This is a genomic window from Pseudolysinimonas sp. 10J20-29 (assembly GCF_055809595.1).
In genome coordinates this window covers 783,196-800,280 of the sequence record NZ_CM147917.1, presented here as the reverse complement: position 1 = coordinate 800,280, position 17,085 = coordinate 783,196, and the positions used below count along the sequence as shown (strand labels likewise).

At 72.3% G+C, this 17,085-nt stretch carries 18 protein-coding genes and 1 tRNA gene; 14 read left to right on the top strand and 5 right to left on the bottom strand.

Annotated features, from left to right (window positions below; translation table 11 throughout):
* The first annotated feature begins 8 nt into the window (after window positions 1–8).
* Complete coding sequence (locus AC0L6Y_RS03955; protein WP_473555936.1) at window positions 9–614, top strand: hypothetical protein; 606 nt, start codon at window positions 9–11, stop codon at window positions 612–614.
* Here the strand turns inward: AC0L6Y_RS03955 and AC0L6Y_RS03950 are convergent.
* Window positions 607–1,413 carry a transglutaminase-like domain-containing protein gene (locus AC0L6Y_RS03950; RefSeq protein ID WP_473555931.1) on the bottom strand — a complete coding sequence of 269 codons (807 nt, stop codon included), beginning with the start codon at window positions 1,411–1,413 and terminating at the stop codon, window positions 607–609. The two genes, AC0L6Y_RS03955 and AC0L6Y_RS03950, sit on opposite strands and share 8 nt — an antisense overlap.
* 23 nt (window positions 1,414–1,436) lie before the next feature.
* Here AC0L6Y_RS03950 and AC0L6Y_RS03945 point away from each other — a divergent pair.
* Window positions 1,437–1,512: transfer RNA gene (locus AC0L6Y_RS03945), tRNA-Arg, on the top strand.
* A 15-nt stretch (window positions 1,513–1,527) separates the two neighbouring features.
* Here AC0L6Y_RS03945 and AC0L6Y_RS03940 read toward each other — a convergent pair.
* Window positions 1,528–2,958, bottom strand: coding sequence for a helix-turn-helix domain-containing protein (locus AC0L6Y_RS03940; RefSeq protein ID WP_473555927.1), 1,431 nt, complete (start codon window positions 2,956–2,958; stop codon window positions 1,528–1,530).
* Between the two features lie 124 nt (window positions 2,959–3,082).
* Here AC0L6Y_RS03940 and AC0L6Y_RS03935 point away from each other — a divergent pair, with 124 nt between their 5' ends.
* The 8 genes from AC0L6Y_RS03935 to AC0L6Y_RS03900 all read left to right on the top strand — a co-directional run bounded on the left by AC0L6Y_RS03935 (window position 3,083) and on the right by AC0L6Y_RS03900 (window position 11,934).
* Window positions 3,083–4,975 carry a phosphoenolpyruvate carboxykinase (GTP) gene (locus tag AC0L6Y_RS03935; protein ID WP_473555924.1) on the top strand — a complete coding sequence of 631 codons (1,893 nt, stop codon included), beginning with the start codon at window positions 3,083–3,085 and terminating at the stop codon, window positions 4,973–4,975.
* 83 nt (window positions 4,976–5,058) lie between these two features.
* Entirely contained in the window at window positions 5,059–5,652 is a 594-nt protein-coding gene (locus AC0L6Y_RS03930; protein WP_473555920.1) for a sigma-70 family RNA polymerase sigma factor, read from the top strand.
* A complete protein-coding gene (locus AC0L6Y_RS03925; RefSeq protein ID WP_473555916.1) occupies window positions 5,642–6,397 on the top strand; it encodes a hypothetical protein in 756 nt (251 codons plus the stop codon). Before AC0L6Y_RS03930 ends, AC0L6Y_RS03925 begins: the two co-directional genes overlap by 11 nt.
* Window positions 6,398–6,495: 98 nt before the next feature.
* A complete protein-coding gene (locus AC0L6Y_RS03920; protein WP_473555914.1) occupies window positions 6,496–8,460 on the top strand; it encodes a TPM domain-containing protein in 1,965 nt (654 codons plus the stop codon).
* Window positions 8,461–8,490: 30 nt separating this feature from the next.
* Complete coding sequence (locus tag AC0L6Y_RS03915; protein ID WP_473555913.1) at window positions 8,491–9,216, top strand: PspA/IM30 family protein; 726 nt, start codon at window positions 8,491–8,493, stop codon at window positions 9,214–9,216.
* Window positions 9,217–9,332: 116 nt separating this feature from the next.
* A complete protein-coding gene (locus AC0L6Y_RS03910) occupies window positions 9,333–10,115 on the top strand; it encodes an arginase family protein (RefSeq protein ID WP_473555909.1) in 783 nt (260 codons plus the stop codon).
* 9 nt (window positions 10,116–10,124) lie between these two features.
* Window positions 10,125–11,540: a dihydrolipoyl dehydrogenase family protein gene (locus AC0L6Y_RS03905; RefSeq protein WP_473555904.1), complete on the top strand. Its 1,416-nt coding sequence runs from the start codon at window positions 10,125–10,127 to the stop codon at window positions 11,538–11,540.
* Entirely contained in the window at window positions 11,530–11,934 is a 405-nt protein-coding gene (locus tag AC0L6Y_RS03900; protein WP_473555899.1) for a Fe-S oxidoreductase, read from the top strand. The genes AC0L6Y_RS03905 and AC0L6Y_RS03900 overlap by 11 nt, the downstream gene beginning before the upstream one ends.
* Here AC0L6Y_RS03900 and AC0L6Y_RS03895 read toward each other — a convergent pair.
* Complete coding sequence (locus tag AC0L6Y_RS03895; RefSeq protein WP_473555894.1) at window positions 11,921–12,277, bottom strand: SIP domain-containing protein; 357 nt, start codon at window positions 12,275–12,277, stop codon at window positions 11,921–11,923. The genes AC0L6Y_RS03900 and AC0L6Y_RS03895 overlap by 14 nt on opposite strands.
* Before the next feature lie 65 nt (window positions 12,278–12,342).
* The gene (locus AC0L6Y_RS03890; protein ID WP_473555891.1) at window positions 12,343–13,767 is read right to left on the bottom strand and encodes an amidase; all 1,425 of its coding nucleotides are present in this window, start codon (window positions 13,765–13,767) and stop codon (window positions 12,343–12,345) included.
* A 155-nt stretch (window positions 13,768–13,922) separates the two neighbouring features.
* Here AC0L6Y_RS03890 and AC0L6Y_RS03885 point away from each other — a divergent pair, with 155 nt between their 5' ends.
* The 4 genes from AC0L6Y_RS03885 (at window position 13,923) to AC0L6Y_RS03870 (ending at window position 16,674) form a co-directional block, all read left to right on the top strand.
* Complete coding sequence (locus tag AC0L6Y_RS03885; protein WP_473555885.1) at window positions 13,923–14,282, top strand: GntR family transcriptional regulator; 360 nt, start codon at window positions 13,923–13,925, stop codon at window positions 14,280–14,282.
* 19 nt (window positions 14,283–14,301) lie between these two features.
* Window positions 14,302–15,189 (top strand): ABC transporter ATP-binding protein, encoded by an 888-nt coding sequence (locus tag AC0L6Y_RS03880; RefSeq protein WP_473555882.1) that lies wholly within the window; start codon window positions 14,302–14,304, stop codon window positions 15,187–15,189.
* Between the two features lie 62 nt (window positions 15,190–15,251).
* Window positions 15,252–15,959, top strand: coding sequence for an ABC transporter permease (locus tag AC0L6Y_RS03875; RefSeq protein ID WP_473555876.1), 708 nt, complete (start codon window positions 15,252–15,254; stop codon window positions 15,957–15,959).
* A gap of 97 nt (window positions 15,960–16,056) precedes the next feature.
* Window positions 16,057–16,674 (top strand): hypothetical protein, encoded by a 618-nt coding sequence (locus tag AC0L6Y_RS03870; RefSeq protein WP_473555870.1) that lies wholly within the window; start codon window positions 16,057–16,059, stop codon window positions 16,672–16,674.
* Here the strand turns inward: AC0L6Y_RS03870 and AC0L6Y_RS03865 are convergent.
* The gene (locus AC0L6Y_RS03865; RefSeq protein ID WP_473555866.1) at window positions 16,659–17,081 is read right to left on the bottom strand and encodes a VOC family protein; all 423 of its coding nucleotides are present in this window, start codon (window positions 17,079–17,081) and stop codon (window positions 16,659–16,661) included. The genes AC0L6Y_RS03870 and AC0L6Y_RS03865 overlap by 16 nt on opposite strands.
* Between the last annotated feature and the right edge of the window lie 4 nt (window positions 17,082–17,085).

Here is a 17,085-nt window from a genome sequence, read left to right as displayed (position 1 = left end):
ATGGTCGGGTGCTGAATCGAGTCGTTCGTCGCCCCGTCGGGGTCACCGCCGCCACCGCCGTCGCCGGTGGTCTCCTCCTCCTGCTCTCGGCCTGCGCCGTGGCGCCGGCCCCGCTGCCGGGTGCGAGCGAGTCGAGCACGCCGACGCCGACCGTCTCGGCGAGTGCGACCCCCGAGGCGTCGCCGACCTCCGAGGTCGAGGCCTCGATCCCGCTCGGACTGGGATGCGCCGACCTGATCTCGGCGGACACGATGTTCGCCTTCAACCCGAACTTCGCGGCCCTGGCCGAGTGGACGCCGGAGGCGGGCACCGCCGGAGCCGCCGCGCTCGCCGCGGACGGCGTCGCCTGTCGCTGGGTGCGGGAGTCCGGCGGGGCGAGCGTGGACCTCGCCGCGTCGCGTCTCGGCGATGCGGCGCTCGCGGCGGCGATCGACGCCGCGACCGGCAGCCCGGTCGACTTCGGCGACGAGGCCTACTTCTCGAGCGATGCGAACGAGCGCGGGACGCTCGTGGTGTTCTCCGGATCCGCGCGACTGGTGCTCTCGAGCGTGTACTTCGGCGAGGCGGGCGACGCGACGGTGCTCGTCGAATCGGCGCTCGCCGCGCTCAACTGAGTTCGACGAGCTCGTTCGGGTCGTCCGGCTCGAGCTCGGACGCCTGGGCCCACACGCGCAGTTCGGTGAGGTCGACGTCGGCCAGCGTGTTGGTGAGGAACGCGGTGTCGGCGGCGTCGCGACCCGTGGCGATGCGCACCATCTGCCGCCGGGGCGCCAGCCGCGTCGCATCCACCAGCAGCCACCGGTCGTCGACGAGCGCCTCGACCACGGCGTGGAAGTCCATCGGGACGAGACCCGGGGCGTAGACCGACACCAGTCGCGCGGGCACATCCAGCGCCCGCAACAGCGCCAGCACGACGTGGGCGAAGTCACGGCACACGCCGACACCGGAGGCGAGCGTCGCCTCGGCCCCGCCGCGCCAGGCCTGGTCGGTCGACGCGTAGCGCAGGCGCTCGTGCACCCATCGCTCGACCGCGAGCAGAAGCTCCACCCCCGCCAGCCCCGCGAACTGCGAGCGCGCGAACGGGGTCAGCACGTCGGCTTCGACGTAGCGGCTGGGGCGCGCGTAGGCGATCACGTCGAGCGGGTCCACGAGCGCGGCCGGGGCTCGCCCGACGCGCGCCTCGTAGGCGACGCGCAGCACGCCCGCCTCGACCGCGCCGACGTGCAGCCGGGTTCCGTGCGGACCGGCGAGCTCGCGCACCGGGAGCTCGGCGCCGTCGAGCGTGACGCTGAGAGTCTCGGCGACCTCGGGGTGGGTGCCCGCGACCGCCACGGAGAGCACGAATTCGGTGTGCGCCACCACGGTGGCGGCGAACTCGGCGCGAACGACGCGGTCAGGGTCGAACGAAGCCATACTGCTAACCTAGTTGCGCATCCGCCCTCGTAGCTCAGTGGATAGAGCGCTTCCCTCCGGAGGAAGAAGTCGCACGTTCGAATCGTGTCGAGGGCACCAAGATCTGACGGCGCGTCATTCGCGCGCGTGCGCCTCGAGGAACTCGTAGAGTTCGCGGTCGTCGACGCCGGGGAAGGTCCCGGCCGGCAGCGGCGAGAAGATGTGCGCGTGCACCTTGGCGCTCGACCAGGCGCGACCCGACCAGCGCTCGGAGAGCTCGGTCGCCGGCCGCTTGCAGCAGCTCAGCTCCGGGCAGGTGGAGCGGTAGCGCACCTTCGTCTCGCGCCCGCGGAACCACTTGGATTCGGCGAAGGGCACCCCGAGCGTGATCGAGAACTCGTCGGTTGTTCCGGACCCGGTCTGCGTCGACTCGAAGTAGGTGCCCGCCGGGGTGTCGGTGTACTGGTAGTACTCGGTCGTGCGGTTGGTGCGCTCGAAGGCCTCGCGGGCGCTCCAGTGCCGGCAGACGATCTCGCCTTCGATCGAGCCGGTGGCGTCGACCGGGAGCGGAAGATCGTCGTTCTCGTAGGCCTTCGAGATCGCGCCGTCGCCGCCGACGCGCAGGAAGTGCAGCGTGATGCCGAGATGCTCGGTCGCGAGGTTGGTGAAGCGCAGCGCCGCCGCCTCGTGCGTGACGCCGAAGGCATCGCGGAAGTCCTCGATCGCGATGTTGCGGTCGTCCTTGGCCTGCCGCAGGAACTCCAGCGACTGGGTGAGCGGCATCAGGCAGGCCGCCGCGTAGTAGTTGATCTCCAGCCGCTGGCGCAGGAACTCGGCGTAGCTGGTGGGGGCCGCGTGGCCGAGCAGCCGGTGGGCCATCGCCTGCAGCGCCATCGAGCGCAGGCCGTGGCCGCCGGGGATCGAGGCGGGAGGCAGGTAGATGCGGCCGTTCTCGAGATCGGTCACCGAGCGGGCCGAGTGCGGCAGGTCGTCGACGTGGACGAGTTCGAAGCCGAGGCGTTCGGCCATCCGGCTCACGGATCGGTGAGTGAGCGCGCCGGTCGTGTGGCCGACCGCGGCGAGCGCCTCCTCGGCGAGCGCCTCGATGTCGGGCAGGTAGTTGTTGCGGGTGCGCATCAGGGCACGCAGTTCGGTGTTGGCGCGTCGCGCCTCCTCGGGCGTCGCGACCGCTTCACGGGCCCGCCGCTCGATCTCGCGGTGCAGCCCGACGAGAGCGCGGAGCACGTCGTCGCTCATCGCCTTGGAGGCGCGCAGCGGCGGCAGCCCGAGCTCGCGATACGTTAACGCGGCCTGGGCCCGTTCCAGCTCGATCTCGAGGGCCGCGCGTTCGCTCGGCGGCTCCGCCTCGAGGAGCGTGGCCACCGGGATCCCCAGTTCGTCGGCGACCGCCGACAGCAGCGACAGTCGCGGCTCCCGTCGACCGTTCTCCATCAGCGACAGCTGGCTCGCTGCGACGCCGACCGCGGCGCCCAGCTGATCGAGGGTGAGGCCCGCCTCGGTTCGGAAGTGCCGCATGCGCTGGCCGAGGGTCGCAAGATCCTTCATGTCTCTACAATAGCGAAACATTGCGCGTTCTTTTCACGCTGAATGCGCCCGATGCTCGTAAAACTACCGGAAAGTGGAGACAAGAAGAGATCTTGCCACCGGATCACGACACCTCGGAGTAACGATGACCGTTATCGACCGCCCCACCGCCCCCGCCAGCGGACGCCCGACCCCGCCCGCCGCGCCCCGCCCCGCCGAGACCCTCGCCCCGGGCGGAGCCCCCGCCGGAACGAATCCGCAGATCGTCGCGTGGGTTGCCGACATGGCCGGCCTCGCCCAGCCCGACCGCGTCGTCTGGTGCGACGGCTCCCGGGCCGAGCGCGACCAGCTGCTGCGCACGCTCGTCGAGAACGGCACGATCGAGCGCCTGAACGCCGAGCTGCGCCCCTACAGCTTCCTCGCGCGCAGCGACCCGAGCGACGTCGCCCGCGTCGAGTCCCGCACCTTCATCTGCTCCGAGCGCGAAGAGGATGCCGGCCCGACCAACCACTGGGTCGACCCGGACGAGATGCGCCTCACCCTCGCCGAGAAGTTCGATGGCGCGATGCGCGGCCGCACGATGTACGTCGTGCCCTTCTCGATGGGCCCCATCGGGAGCCCGCTGTCGCGCTACGGCGTGCAGCTCACCGACTCGCCCTACGTTGTCGTCAGCATGGGCACGATGACCCGCATGGGATCCGCTGCGCTCGAGCAGATGTCGGCCGGCCGTGCGTGGGTGCCCGCGATGCACTCCGTCGGGGCGCCCCTCGAGCCGGGCGAGACCGACGTCGCCTGGCCGTGCAACACGGAGAAGTACATCAGCCACTTCCCCGAGACGCGGGAGATCTGGTCCTACGGCTCCGCCTACGGCGGCAACGCGATCCTCGCCAAGAAGTCGTTCGCGCTGCGCATCGCCTCGGCGATCGCCCGCGACGAGGGCTGGCTCGCCGAGCACATGCTGCTGCTCAAGGTGACCAACCCGCGCGGTCGCGTCTTCCACGTCGCGGCGGCGTTCCCGAGCGCGTGCGGCAAGACGAACTTCGCCATGCTCAACCCGAGCATCCCCGGCTGGACGGTCGAGACCATCGGCGACGACATCGCGTGGCTCGCGCCCGGCGAGGACGGCAAGCTGCGCGCGATCAACCCCGAGGCGGGCTTCTTCGGGGTCGCGCCGGGCACCGGCGTCGACACCAACAAGACGGCGATCGACACCCTCTGGGGGAACACCGTCTTCACCAACGTGGCGCGCACCGACGACGGCGATGTCTGGTGGGAAGGGCTCACGAAGACCCCTCCCGCCCACCTCACCGATTGGCAGGGGCAGGAGTGGACGCCCGATTCGGGGCGACCGGCCGCGCACGCCAACTCGCGATTCACCGTGGCTGCCGAGCAGTGCCCGACCATCTCGGACGACTGGCAGGACCCACGCGGCGTCGTCATCGACGCACTGATCTTCGGCGGCCGCCGAGCCACGAATGTGCCTCTGGTGGCGGAGGCACGGGACTGGGAGCACGGCGTCTTCGTGGGCGCCACTCTCGCCTCCGAGCGGACGGCGGCCGCCGAAGGAACCGTCGGCGAGCTGCGCCGCGATCCGTTCGCGATGCTGCCGTTCTGCGGGTACCACATGGCCGACTACTGGCAGCACTGGCTCGATGTGGGAGCCCAGCTGCGCCGCACCGGCTCGGTGCCGCGGGTGTTCCAGGTGAACTGGTTCCGCAAGGACGAGAACGGCCGCTGGCTTTGGCCCGGCTTCTCCGAGAACAGCCGCGTCCTGGCGTGGATTCTCGACCGTGTCGACGGCAGCGCTCCGGCGGTCGCCAGTCCCGCTGGCTGGATTCCGGCCCCCGGCGCGATCGACCACCAGGCAGCCGGGGTCAGCGACGACGACTGGGCGGCGCTGTTCGACATCGACCCGGAGGCCTGGCTCGCCGAGGCCGACGACACCGAGTCGTTCCTCGACGGATTCGGCGACCGGGTGCCCACGGCCGTGCGAGCCCAGCTCGCCGAGCTCCGCAGCCGACTGCACGCCGCCTCCTGACACCGCGCTCCCCCGGAACCCGGCCGCACCCCAACGTTTCCCCGCACCTCGTCGTCTGACAGGGTGAAGGCAGAAAACGGGAGGTGGATGTGCGCCGGGTTCCGGAGTGGGAGCAGACGGTCGCGCGGCTCGTCGACGAGCGCGGCGACGCGCTGCTGCGCTACGCGCAGCTGCTGTGCGGCGACCGCGAGGACGCCGCCGATCTCGTGCAGGACGCTCTCGTGCGCACCTTCGGCCGCCTCCGCAACGGCTTCTCGATCGAGAGCGCCGAATCGTACGTTCGCCGCGCGATCCTGAACGGCGCCGTCGATCGCAGCCGTCGCCGGTCCCGGTGGCGGCGCATCGCCCCGCTCGAGTACCGACCCGACGAGCACGAGCCCGATTCGCTCGCCAGCGAGACGCGCCTCGATCTGCACGACGAGCTGCGCAAGCTCAGCCCGCGCGAGCGCGCCTGCATCGTGCTGCGCTACTACGACGACCTCAAGGTGGACGACATCGCCGCCGAGCTCGGCATCAGCGCCGGAACCGTCAAGCGCTACCTGAGCGACGGCCTCGCCAAGATGGCGATCACCCTCGCCGACGACGGCACGCGCGCCGACCGTCTCGGCCCCGCCGGACCGATGCCGCCCGCCGCATCCCGCTCCCTGACCGACCGTGGAGGCTTCCGTGGCAAGTGAGACCGACCTGCGCCACCGCTTCCGCGACCCGGAGACGCCCGACGGCACGATCGACGTCGACGCGGTGATCCGCCGCGCCCGCGCTCGACGACGACCGCGCGTGCTCGCCGCGGCGGGCGCCTCGACCCTGGCCGCGGCCGCCATCGTGGTGCCGCTGACGATCGTCGGCGTCGGCTCGCTCTCCCCCGCCGGCCCCGACGCCACGCTCGCGGGCGGTGCGGCCGAGTCCTCCGCCGACTCGAGCCTCACCGACGCCGACGCGACCATCGAGCGCGCGCCCGTCTCGCGCCTGAACCTGTGCGAGGGCGCGGTCACCTCGGTCGACACCTCCGCGAGCGGTCTCGCGCTCGCGGTCCCGACCATCGCGGCCGTCGCCGAGCGCGGACCGGTGTCACTCGACGTCACCCTCGCCAACACGAGTGACGCGGAGATCCGCGGGACGGTCCTCGGCGAGCCGGTGCTCACCGTGAGCGACGACGGCGTCGTGGTCTGGCACAGCAACGGTCCCGGCGCCAGCGAGCAGCGTCCGTTCGTGCTGCAGCCCGGGGAGTCGACGAGCTTCGAGGCGCGCCTCGAGCTCGTGCGCTGCGAGATCGAGGACGACGAGGCGGCCGAGTTCCGGTCCGACCTGCCGCCGCTGCCGGCGGGCGAGTACACCGTGAGCGCTGTTCTCGAGGTGGACCTCGGCGACGGAGCGGGGCCGATTCTCGTCACGGGCCCCTCGGCGCCGATCCGCGTCGACTGATCGCGCGCCCTGCCGGGCGGTCGGGGTCAAACCCTCGTTGAATGCTCACCCTTACTGGCTAGGATTCCTCCCACAGCACGCCATCGGGAGGAGCCCGGATGCTCAGCCGGACCGCCGCCGTCTTCGCCGCCGCCGGCATCGTGCTCGCGAGCCCGCTCGCCGCTGCCGCCGCGCCGACCACCGACCCGGTCGACCTCGGCGGAGCGTACGTGTACGACTCCACCGGCGTCGTGGGCACCGACAGCGCCGCCGTGACCGCGGCGCTCGACGAGCTGTACGAGAGCACCCGGTCGCAGCTCTTCGTGGTCATCGTCGACCGGTTCACCGGCGCGGCGGACGACCAGTCGTGGGTCGACACGAGCGCCGAGCTGAGCGGGCTCGGCGACGCCGACGCCCTGCTGGCGATCGCCGTCGACGATCGCACCTTCCGCTGGTCGGTGAGCGAGTCGTATCCGCTCAGCGATGCCACCCTGGATGAGATCGCCCAGGAACGGCTCGTGCCGGAGCTGCGCGAGGATCGCTGGTCGGCGGGCATCATCGGCTTCGCCGAGGGGCTGTCGGAGTCGATGAGCGGTGGCCCGTCGCTGCTGCTCCCGGTTCTCGGCGGCGTCGCCGTGCTGGGCATCGGCACGGCCGTCGTCGTCGCGGTGCGCCGGCGACGCCGAGGCGCCGAGCTCGCGCCGGGTGAGCAGAGCCAGGCTCAGCTGGATCGCACGGCGGGGAGCCTGCTCGTGGAGCTGGACGATGCTCTCCGCGAGAGCGAGGAGGAGCTGGGCTTCGCCGAGGCCCAGTTCGGAGCCGCGGCGACCGCCGAGTTCCGCGCCGCGCTGGAGTCGGCCCGCGACCAGGTGCGACACGCCTTCGCGATCCGGCAGCGTCTCGACGACGCCGACGCCGAGACCCCCGAGGAGCGTCGTGCGCTCACCCTCGAGCTGATCGAGCTCTGCACTGCCGCGGATGCCGCGCTCGACGCCCACGCGGACGCCTTCGAGCAGCTGCGCGATCTCGAGGCGAACGCGGAGGCGATGCTCGCCGACCTGACCACCGCCCACGGCGCCCTGCCCGGCCGCATCGCGACGGCGGCGACCACGCGCGACCGGCTCGGCGAGCGCTACGGAGCGGAGGCCATCGCCTCGATCGCGGGCGCCGTCGAGCAGGCTCGCGAGCTCGAGTCGTTCGCGGCCGCCTCGCTCGGCACCGCCCGCGAGCAGCTCGCCGCGGGGCAGTCCAGCGGGGCCGCCCTCTCGGTGCGCGCCGCGCAGCAGTCGATCGCCCAGGCCGAGCAGCTCGCGCTCAGCGTGGAGACGCTCGACACCGAGCTGCCCAAGACGGTGGAGCGGCGCGACGCCGCGGCCGCCGACCTCCGCGCCGATCTCGGCGAGGCCGCGGCACTCCGCGCGAGCGCGACCGGCGCGGTCGACGCCCCGGCCCTCGCCGCCGCGATCGCGACCGCCGAGGCCGCCCTGGGGGGCCTCGGCGACCAGGACCCCGCCGGCGCGCTGGCGGCGCTCGACGCCGCGGATGCCGGGCTCGCGACGACGCTGACCGCGGTCCGCGAGGGGCAGGAGCGCCAGGCACGGGCTCGGCAGCAGCTGACGCGCACGCGAGAGACGGCGCTGGATCAGATCTCGAGTGCGCACTCCTTCATCTCGACCCGACGCGGCGGCGTCGGTGCCGGCGCCCGTACGCGCGTGGCCGAGGCCGAACGGCATCTGGCGCGCGCCGCGGCGCTCGAGCCCGACGACGCCGAGGCAGCGCTGGAGGAGACGCGGCTCGCGGCGGAGAACGCGCGCGAAGCGCTCCGGCTGGCGCGCGCCGATGACTCCGGCTTCACGAGCGCGACCGGATCCCGCGCCGCGCCGGACCTCGGCGCCGCCCTGCTCGGCGGGCTGCTCGGCGGCAGCCGCTCCGGCTCGTCCCGCGGCGGCCGCTCCGGCAGCTCCCGCGGCGGCGCTCGCGGCGGCTTCGGCGGCGCGTCCCGCCGCTCGTCCAGCTCGTCCTCGCGCCGGTCCGCCCCGCGCGCTCGCCGTTCCGGCCGCCGCGGAGGCGGCGGACGCTTCTAGACCCCATCCATCCACTCAGGAAGGCACACCATGGCAAAGCAATCGATTCTGGGCCGCATCTCGCAGCTCATGCGCGCCAACATCCACGCGCTGCTGGACCAGGCGGAAGACCCCGAGCTCATGCTCGACCAGCTGGTCCGCGACTACACCAACTCCATCGCGGAGGCGGAGAGCGCCGTCGCGCAGACGATCGGCAACCTCCGGCTGATGGAGCAGGACCACGCCGAGGACGTCGCCGCCGCGACCGACTGGGGCCGCAAGGCGCTCGCCGCGAGCACCAAGGCCGACCAGCTGCGCGCCGCGGGCGACACCGCGGACGCGGACAAGTTCGACAAGCTCGCGAAGATCGCGCTCGGCAAGCAGCTCGCGGCCGAGAACGAGGCCAAGTCCGCCGAGCCGACGATCGCCTCGCAGAACGAGGTCGTCGCCAAGCTGAAGGACGGCCTCGACGGGATGCGCTCACGCCTCGGCGAGCTGACCGCCAAGCGCAACGAGCTGGTGGCGCGCTCCAAGACGGCGGCCGCTCAGAGCCAGGTGCACGACGCCATCAAGAGCATCGACGTGCTCGACCCGACGAGCGAGATCGGCCGCTTCGAGGAGAAGGTGCGTCGCGAGGAGGCCAAGGTGCTCGGCCAGCAGGAGCTCGCCGCCTCGAGCCTCGACGCGCAGTTCGAGAGCCTGGAGGACCTCGACAAGCAGGTCGAGATCGAGGCCCGACTGGCGGCGCTCAAGTCGGGCGGCGCGATCGGGTCGTAGATCGCCATGCCTGCGCAGATCCTCGGGGCGCCCCCAGGGCGCGGACGTAGAGTGACGGGGTGAGCGTGCGCTACCTCGTTGTGCCGCAATGGCAAGGGTCGCCGTCGGACCGAGCGATGACGCTCATCGACGGCGCCCGCGCCATCGCGAGCGACCTGCCCAGCACCGTGACGACCACCCTCGAGGTGCCGCTGGAGGCGGGCGATGCCGAGGGCACGGGGATCCACCGGCACAGTTCGCTGCGACTCGTGCAGCAGCGCGTGGCGCGCGCGCTGCACGACGAGGAGTCGCCCGTCATCATGATCGGCGGCGACTGCGCGGTCAGCTACCCGGCGGTGCGGCACGCGGCCGCGCTGGGAAGCCCCGGCGACCTCGGTCTCGTCTGGTTCGACGCCCACGGCGACTCCAACTCGGTCGAGACCTCGAGCTCGGGCGCGTTCGCCGGAATGACCGTTCGCGCTCTCGCCGACGACGGCATCGTCGCGGCATCGCGGATCGTGCTCGCCGGCACGCGCGCCTGGGACGACGCCGAGCGGAGCTGGGTCGCCGAGACGGGCGTCCACGCGATCACCGCCGACGCCATCGGCGCGGCCGGTCCGATGCGGGACGCGGTTCAGGCGACGGGAGCCTCCCGCCTGTACCTGCACATCGATCTGGACGTGCTCGACCCCTCGGAGATCAGCTCCACCGCGTGGGCGGAGCCGTTCGGCGCCAGCATCGAGGGGCTTCTCGCCGCGCTGCGCGAGCTGCGCGAGCGCTATGTCCTCGCCGGGGCCACGATCGCCGGGTTCTCGCCGCGTGATCCCGAGTCCACGGCGGGCGACCTCGCCACCGTGCTGCGCATTCTCGCGGCGCTCACCGCCCGCGGGAGCCAGCCCCGCGACGGAGCCGACGGGTAGCCTCGACGGATGACAGCGCGCGAATACGACGTCATCGTGATCGGGGCGGGCGCGGTCGGCGAGAACGTCGCGGACCGCACCGTGCAGGGCGGCCTGAGCACCGTGATCGTCGAGGCGGAGCTCGTCGGCGGCGAGTGCTCCTACTGGGCGTGCATGCCCTCGAAGGCGCTGCTGCGGGCCGGAACGGTGCTGCGCGCCGCGCGCGCCGTCGAGGGGGCGAGCGCCGCGGTGACCGGCGAGATCGACCCCCGAGGCGTCCTGGCGCGGCGCGACCGCATCGTGCACGAGTGGAGCGACGACTCCCAGGTCGCCTGGCTCGACAAGGCCGGCATCGATCTGATCCGCGGCCACGGTCGCCTGACCGGCCCGCGCGCGGTTCAGGTGACGGCCGCCGACGGCACGGTGACCGAGATGACCGCCCGCCACGCGGTCGTGCTCAGCACGGGAAGCGCCGCGCTGCTGCCCGAGATCCCCGGCCTCGCCGAGTCGGCACCGTGGACGAGCCGTGAGGCGACGAGCGCCAAGACCGTTCCCGAGCGGCTCGCGATCATCGGCGGAGGCGTCGTCGCCGCCGAGATGGCGACTGCCTACGTCGACCTCGGCGCACGCGTCACGCTCCTGGTGCGCAGCACGCTGCTGGGCGATCAGGAGCCGTTCGCGGGCGACGCGGTCGCCGAGGCGCTGCGCGCTCGCGGCGCGACCGTGCTGACCGGCGTCGAGCCGACCTCGGTCTCGCGCGATGACGACGGCGCGCAGGTTCAGCTGAGCGACGGCTCCCGCCTCGACGTCGACGAGATCATCGTCGCCACCGGCCGGGTTCCGCGCACCGAGGATCTTGGAATCGAGACGGCGGGACTCGCGCCCGGCGACTGGCTCGATGTCGACGACACCCTCCGCGTCCGCGGCGTCGACTGGCTGTACGGCGTGGGCGACGTGAACCACCGCGCCCTGCTGACGCACCAGGGCAAGTACCAGGCGCGAGCCGCGGGCGATGTCATCGTCGCGCGCGCCACGGGCGCCGCGGTCGACGACGCCCCGTGGGGTCGCCACGTCGCGACCGCCGACGCCCGCGTCGTGCCCCAGGTCACGTTCACCGACCCGGAGGTGGCGTCGGTCGGCCTGACCGCCGCCGCGGCCGAGGCGGCGGGCATCCGCACCCGCGTCGTCGACTACGACCTGGCCTGGGTCGGCGGGGCGACGGCGCAGTCGGACGACTACCGCGGGCAGGCGCGCGCGGTGGTCGACGAGGATCAGCGCGTGCTGGTCGGGGTCACGTTCGTCGGGCCCGAGGTGGGCGAGATGCTGCACGCGGCGACGATCGCGATCGCGGGCGAGGTGCCGCTCGACCGGCTGTGGCACGCGGTGCCCGCCTATCCGACGGTCAGCGAGGTCTGGCTGCGCTTTCTCGAGACCTATGGGCGCTGACGGTCGCCTCCGTGGCGCCGCCCGCGCCGTGGTGTGCTGGCCGCCGCTGGCCCGCACCGGGTTCGCCGTCGCGACGGTCTGCGCGTTCCTGTGGGGCTGTCTGTGGCTCGGGCACTTCCAGCACCGCTCGGGCGTGCACTTCTTCGACAACCTGCCGCGCTGGGCGTTCGGGCGCGGCGGCACGACGATCGGGGCGATCTATCTGACGCGCACGAGCACGAGCGAGGCGGTGCTCGCGCACGAGCGCGTGCACGTGGAGCAGTGGCGCCGCTACGGGCTCGCCTTCATCCCGCTGTACCTGGCGGCGGGCCGCGAGGCGACCCGCAACCGCTTCGAGATCGAGGCGGGGCTGGAGCGCGGCGGCTACCTGCGGAGGCGCGTCAGTCGCTCGTGAGCACGCGGGCGGCGCGGTCCCCGGCGAACCACGCGTAGACGCGGTGCGTGCGCGCGGCGTCGGTCGGCAGCATCTCGGCAAGCCACGCCTCGGCGGCGCGCGCCGAGGACTGTCCCCGATCGGCGTCGAGCCAGGTGACGCAGACGCGCCCCGGGGCGCGGAGTTCGCGCGGCGCAACGCCCGCGCGCGACTCGAGGAAGACCTGGCCGCGGCTGCGCGGCGGCAGCGTCTGGAGCACCGTCTCGACCAGCTCGAGGTCGTCTGCTCGCGCGGCGAGCAGCACGACGTCGCCGGAATCGGGGTTCCAGGAGATCGTGGCGGGCAGCAGGTCGGAGAGCATCATCACCCTCAGTATAGGTAAGGCTTGGCTAACTTACCTGACCGCGAGCATGGCGCTGCCCGAGCGCGCTACCACTGCGGCGGGTGGCGGCGGTCCCAGCGCAGTCGTCGTTCGAGCTGCGCTCCGATGGCGAGCAGCACGTCCTCGCGGCCGGGGCGCCCGATCAGCTGCACCCCCATCGGGATGCCCTCCGCCGTGCGCGAGACCGGGAGTGCGAGCGCGGGGAGCCCTGCCACGTTGACCATGCTCGTGTACGGACTCACGCGCACCTGCTGCGCGAAGTTGCGCTCGGCATCCGCCGCGTCGTACCAGCCGAGCACCGGCGGCACGACGGCGAGCACGGGCGTCAGCACGGCATCGAAGGGCGCGAAGCGGGTGATCAGCCGACGCTCGAACAGCGCGGCGAACTGCAGCGCCTCCCCGAGCTCCCGCGCCGTCATCGCGCGCCCCCGGCCGATCAGCCAGCGGGTCAACGGCTCGGTGAGCGCCACCGCATCCCCGTCGAGCGGGACGCCGGCCGCCGCCGCCTGCCACAGTCTCGAGAACATCCGCGGGTAGTCGGGCTCCGGGGCGAGCGTGAGCTCCTCGACCCCGTGACCGAGCGCGGAGAGCTCGGCGGTCGCGAGTTCGAGCGCGGCGCGCGCCTCGGGTTCGAGCCCGACCTCGAAGTCACCGGCCCACGGCGAGTCGGTCGTGACGCCCACCTGGAACCGCCCCTCCCCGCGCACAGCGGCGTTGAGGAACGCGCCCCCGTCCCAGCTCGGGGCGGCCGTCGCATGCCGATACGGGGTCGCGCCGACCAGGGCGTCGAGCACGAGCGCGGCGTCGGCGACGGTTCGGGTGAGCGGCCCGTGCGTGACGAGCCCTCCGAGCGAGGCGAAGCCCGCGGCGCTCGGGATGCGACCGCGCGAGGGCTTCAGCCCGACGAGACCGGTCGCCGCGGCGGGGATGCGGATCGATCCCCCGCCGTCGGAGCCGGGCGCGAAGGGCAGGAGCCCCGCGGCCACCGCGGCCGCCGCGCCGCCGCTGGATCCCCCCACCCCGAGCGTGAGGTCGTAGGGGTTGCGGACGGGGCGACCGGCGAGCGGCTCGGTGTAGCCGGCGAGACCGAACTCCGGGGTCGCGGTCTTGCCGAGGCTCACCGCGCCCGCGACGTCGAAGGCGAGCGCGATGTCGTCGGAGGCAGCGGGGACGACGTCGGCCATCGCCCGCGAGCCGTACCGCGTCGCCACGTCGGCGCGCGCGACGAGGTCCTTGTCGGCGAACGGCAGGCCCCACAGCGCCGACGCTCGCGACACCGGCGACCCCGCATCCGCCAGCGATGTCGCGCGCGCGAGGGCGCGATCCGCTGTCACCTCCGTGAAAGCCCCCAGCTCGGGATCGAGGCGCGCGATCCGCTCGAGGTAGTGCTCGGCGAGCTCCCGCGGCGTCCAGTCGCCGCGGCGCACGCCGTCGAGCTGCTCGGTCGCGCTGAGGTGATGCAGTTCGAACACGTCTCGAGCCTAGGTTGCCGCGCTCGCTCGGCAGAACCCGCGCCGAGAACGGCTCCCCGCACTTGACACCGCGCCGCCCGCCTGGTTGGTTAGTTACATGACTAATGAACCCGCGAAGCTAGCGCGACGTGGCCACCACCGGAGGGAGGGTGCCCGTGGATGAGAGCCGACCGATCTTCCTGCAGATCGCAGAGCAGATCGAGAACGACATCATCGCGGGGACGCTGCCCGAGGAATCACAGGTCCCCTCGACCAACGAGCTCGCCGCGTTTCTGCGCATCAACCCGGCGACCGCCGGGAAAGGCATCAACCGGCTCGTCAACGCGGGGATCCTCTACAAGAAAAGGGGCATCGGCATGTTCGTCGCTTCCGGAGCGCGCGCTCAGCTCATCGCCACGCGGCGCGACCACTTCCGCGAGCAGTACCTCGTCCCGCTGCTGGCCGAGGCCGCGAAGCTCGACATCTCGGCCGAGCAGCTCGCGGGCATGATCCGCACCACTCCCCCCGCCACCTGATCAGCACGAAGGACACACCATGACCACCATCGCCCGGGTGACCGACGTCACCAAGCGGTTCCGCCACGTCACGGCGGTCGACGACGTGAGCTTCACCCTCGAGGAGGGGAAGATCTACGGCCTGCTCGGCCGCAACGGCGCCGGCAAGACGACGCTCATGTCGCTGCTCACCGGCCAGGAGTTCGCCAGCTCCGGCACGATCGAGCTCTATGGCTCCTCCCCCGTTGAGAACGCGCGCGTGCTCGAGCACATCTCGTTCATCAAGGAGAGCCAGCGCTACCCCGACGACTTCAAGGTGAAGCACATCCTGCGCAGCGCCCCGTGGTTCTTCACCAACTGGGATGCGGAGTACGCGCAGGAGCTCGTCGCCGACTTCCGCCTGCCGGTCGATCGCAAGATCAAGAAGCTCTCGCGCGGCCAGCTCTCCGCGGTCGGAGTGATCGTGGGGCTCGCCTCGCGCGCTCCCCTGACCTTCTTCGACGAGCCCTACCTCGGCCTCGACGCCGTCGCCCGGCAGCTGTTCTACGATCGCCTGCTCGCCGACGTCGCGGAGCACCCGCGGACCGTCGTGCTCTCGACCCACCTCATCGACGAGGTGAGCAACCTCCTCGAGCACGTTCTCGTGATCGACGAGGGACGCCTCCTCATCGACGAGAGCGCGGAGGAGCTGCGCGGCTCCGCCACCACCCTCGTCGGCGCCGCCTCGGTGGTCGACGGATTCATCGCCGGTCGCGACGTGATCCACCGCGACGGCCTCGGCGGCCTGGCCTCCGTGACCGTCGGACGGCTGACGGACGCGGAACGGGCCGAGGCTCGCGCGGCGGGTCTGGAGCTGGCCCCCGTCTCGCTTCAGCAGCTCGTCGTCCGCCTGACCAACTCGAGCGACAAGGAGTACCTCGCATCATGATCACCGTCGATTCCTCATCCCCAGCCCGGACGGCACCGACTCCGGTTCGCCGCCTCCTCAACGTGGCCAGGCTCCACGTCGCGAACCCGGCCACCGTGATCGTGACGCCGCTGCTGATCCTGGCGACGATCTTCGTGCTGAACTGGCTGATCTGGCTGCTGCTGACCGCCACCCTCCCCTCCGGCGGCGAGCTCGCCGCCGGCGATGGGACCGAGTGGAGCGGCGCCGTGTCGTTCGTCTTCGTCTACATGCTCGTCGTCGCGGTCCAGGCGATGAACGCCACCTTCCCTCTGGCGCTCGGCTACGGCGCGACCCGCCGTGACTTCTACCTCGGCAGCGCCCTCGCCTTCGTGGTGCTCTCGGCGAGCTGGGCCCTCTTGCTCGGCGCGCTCGGGCTGCTCGAAGATGTCACGGGAGGCTGGGGCCTCGGCGGAACCATGTTCCGCAGCGTCATCTTCGGCGACGGCGGAACGCTGGAGCGCACCTGGGTCTTCTTCGTCCTGCTGCTGTTCTTCTTCTTCACCGGCAGCGCAGTCGCGGCGCTCTACGTGCGCTGGCGGCACTACGGCCTGATCAGCTACTTCGCCATCGTGGCCTTCGCGGTCGTCGGCGTGGTCGCGCTGATCGTGCTGACCGACAGCGGCGGATTGATCGTCGAGACGCTGAACTCCCTCGGGTTCGCGGGCGGCTACGCGCTGCTGCTCATCCCGACGCTGATCTCCGCGATCGCCGGCTTCGGCCTGCTGCGTGGAGCCACCCCGCGCAGCTGATCGCGAGCCGCCCGCCGGATCCGCTCCGGCGGGCGGCCGCACTAAATCGAACGTATTGTCAGTTTCAACTGCTAGGTTCTCGCCACGAAGGAGACTGATGCCGTCGATTCCCGCGTTCCCCCTCGCGCTGCCCGTCGTGCTCGCGGCTCTGCTCGCGGGCTGCGCCTCCGCACCCGTGCCCGTCGTGGTGCCGCCCGTGCCGACCACCGCGCCCGCTCCCACCCTGGCGGCGCCGCCGCCGCCGGTCGAGGCCGGGTTCATTCAGCCGCGCGACTGCGCCGCCATGCTGAGCGAGCACCGGCTCGACGAGTTCGCCCGCGACGGGCGCGACCTGCTCGGCGGGCCGGGCGGGCGCTATGGCGGCGACTACCTGATCGACGAGACCCCCGAAGAGCAAGCCGGCGGCATCACCTGCATCTGGGGCGACGAAAGCGCGCCCGCGACCACGATCACGATCTCGGTCGCCCCGCTCGGGTCGGAGACGCGTCCGACGGTCGTCGCCGACCTGCGCGCCCAGGGCCTCAACGAGCAGGCCCTCGACGACATCGTGCGCTTCGGGCAGCTCGGCGACACGGTGAGCTCCCCGGCGATCCTCAATGTGCTGCGTGAGGACAGCTGGATCTCCATCATCAACGCGCGAGGCGGCGAGACGGTGTTCGACGTCGTCGTCACGATCGCGGACGAGGTCGCGCTCGCGGTCTACGGCGCCGACTGATCGCCGTCGAGCTCCTCGAACACCGTCACCTGCATCCCGCCGGGCGCCTCGACGCGTGCGTTGAGCGAGTTCCACGGCGTCCGGGTCGGCGGCGCGACCGGCTCCGCTCCGCCCGCCACGAGCCGCCCCGCCGCCTCCTCGGCGTCCGGAACCTCGAACGCCACCCGCACGGTGAGGGGGTAGGGATGCGCGACATCGCGGCCGACCTCGACCTGGTCGATGTAGCGGACCTGAGCCGGGTTCGCGAGCTCGAGGGTCGCGGTCGGAATGCCGAGGATCACGACTCGCGCACCCCCGCCGGCGCTGTAGGCCTCCAGCTCGGGAAGCCCCACCACGTCACGGTAGAAGGCGAGCGCGGCGTCGATGTCCTCGGTCTCCAGGACCAGGCGGAGTTGTGCGACGGTCATGCCT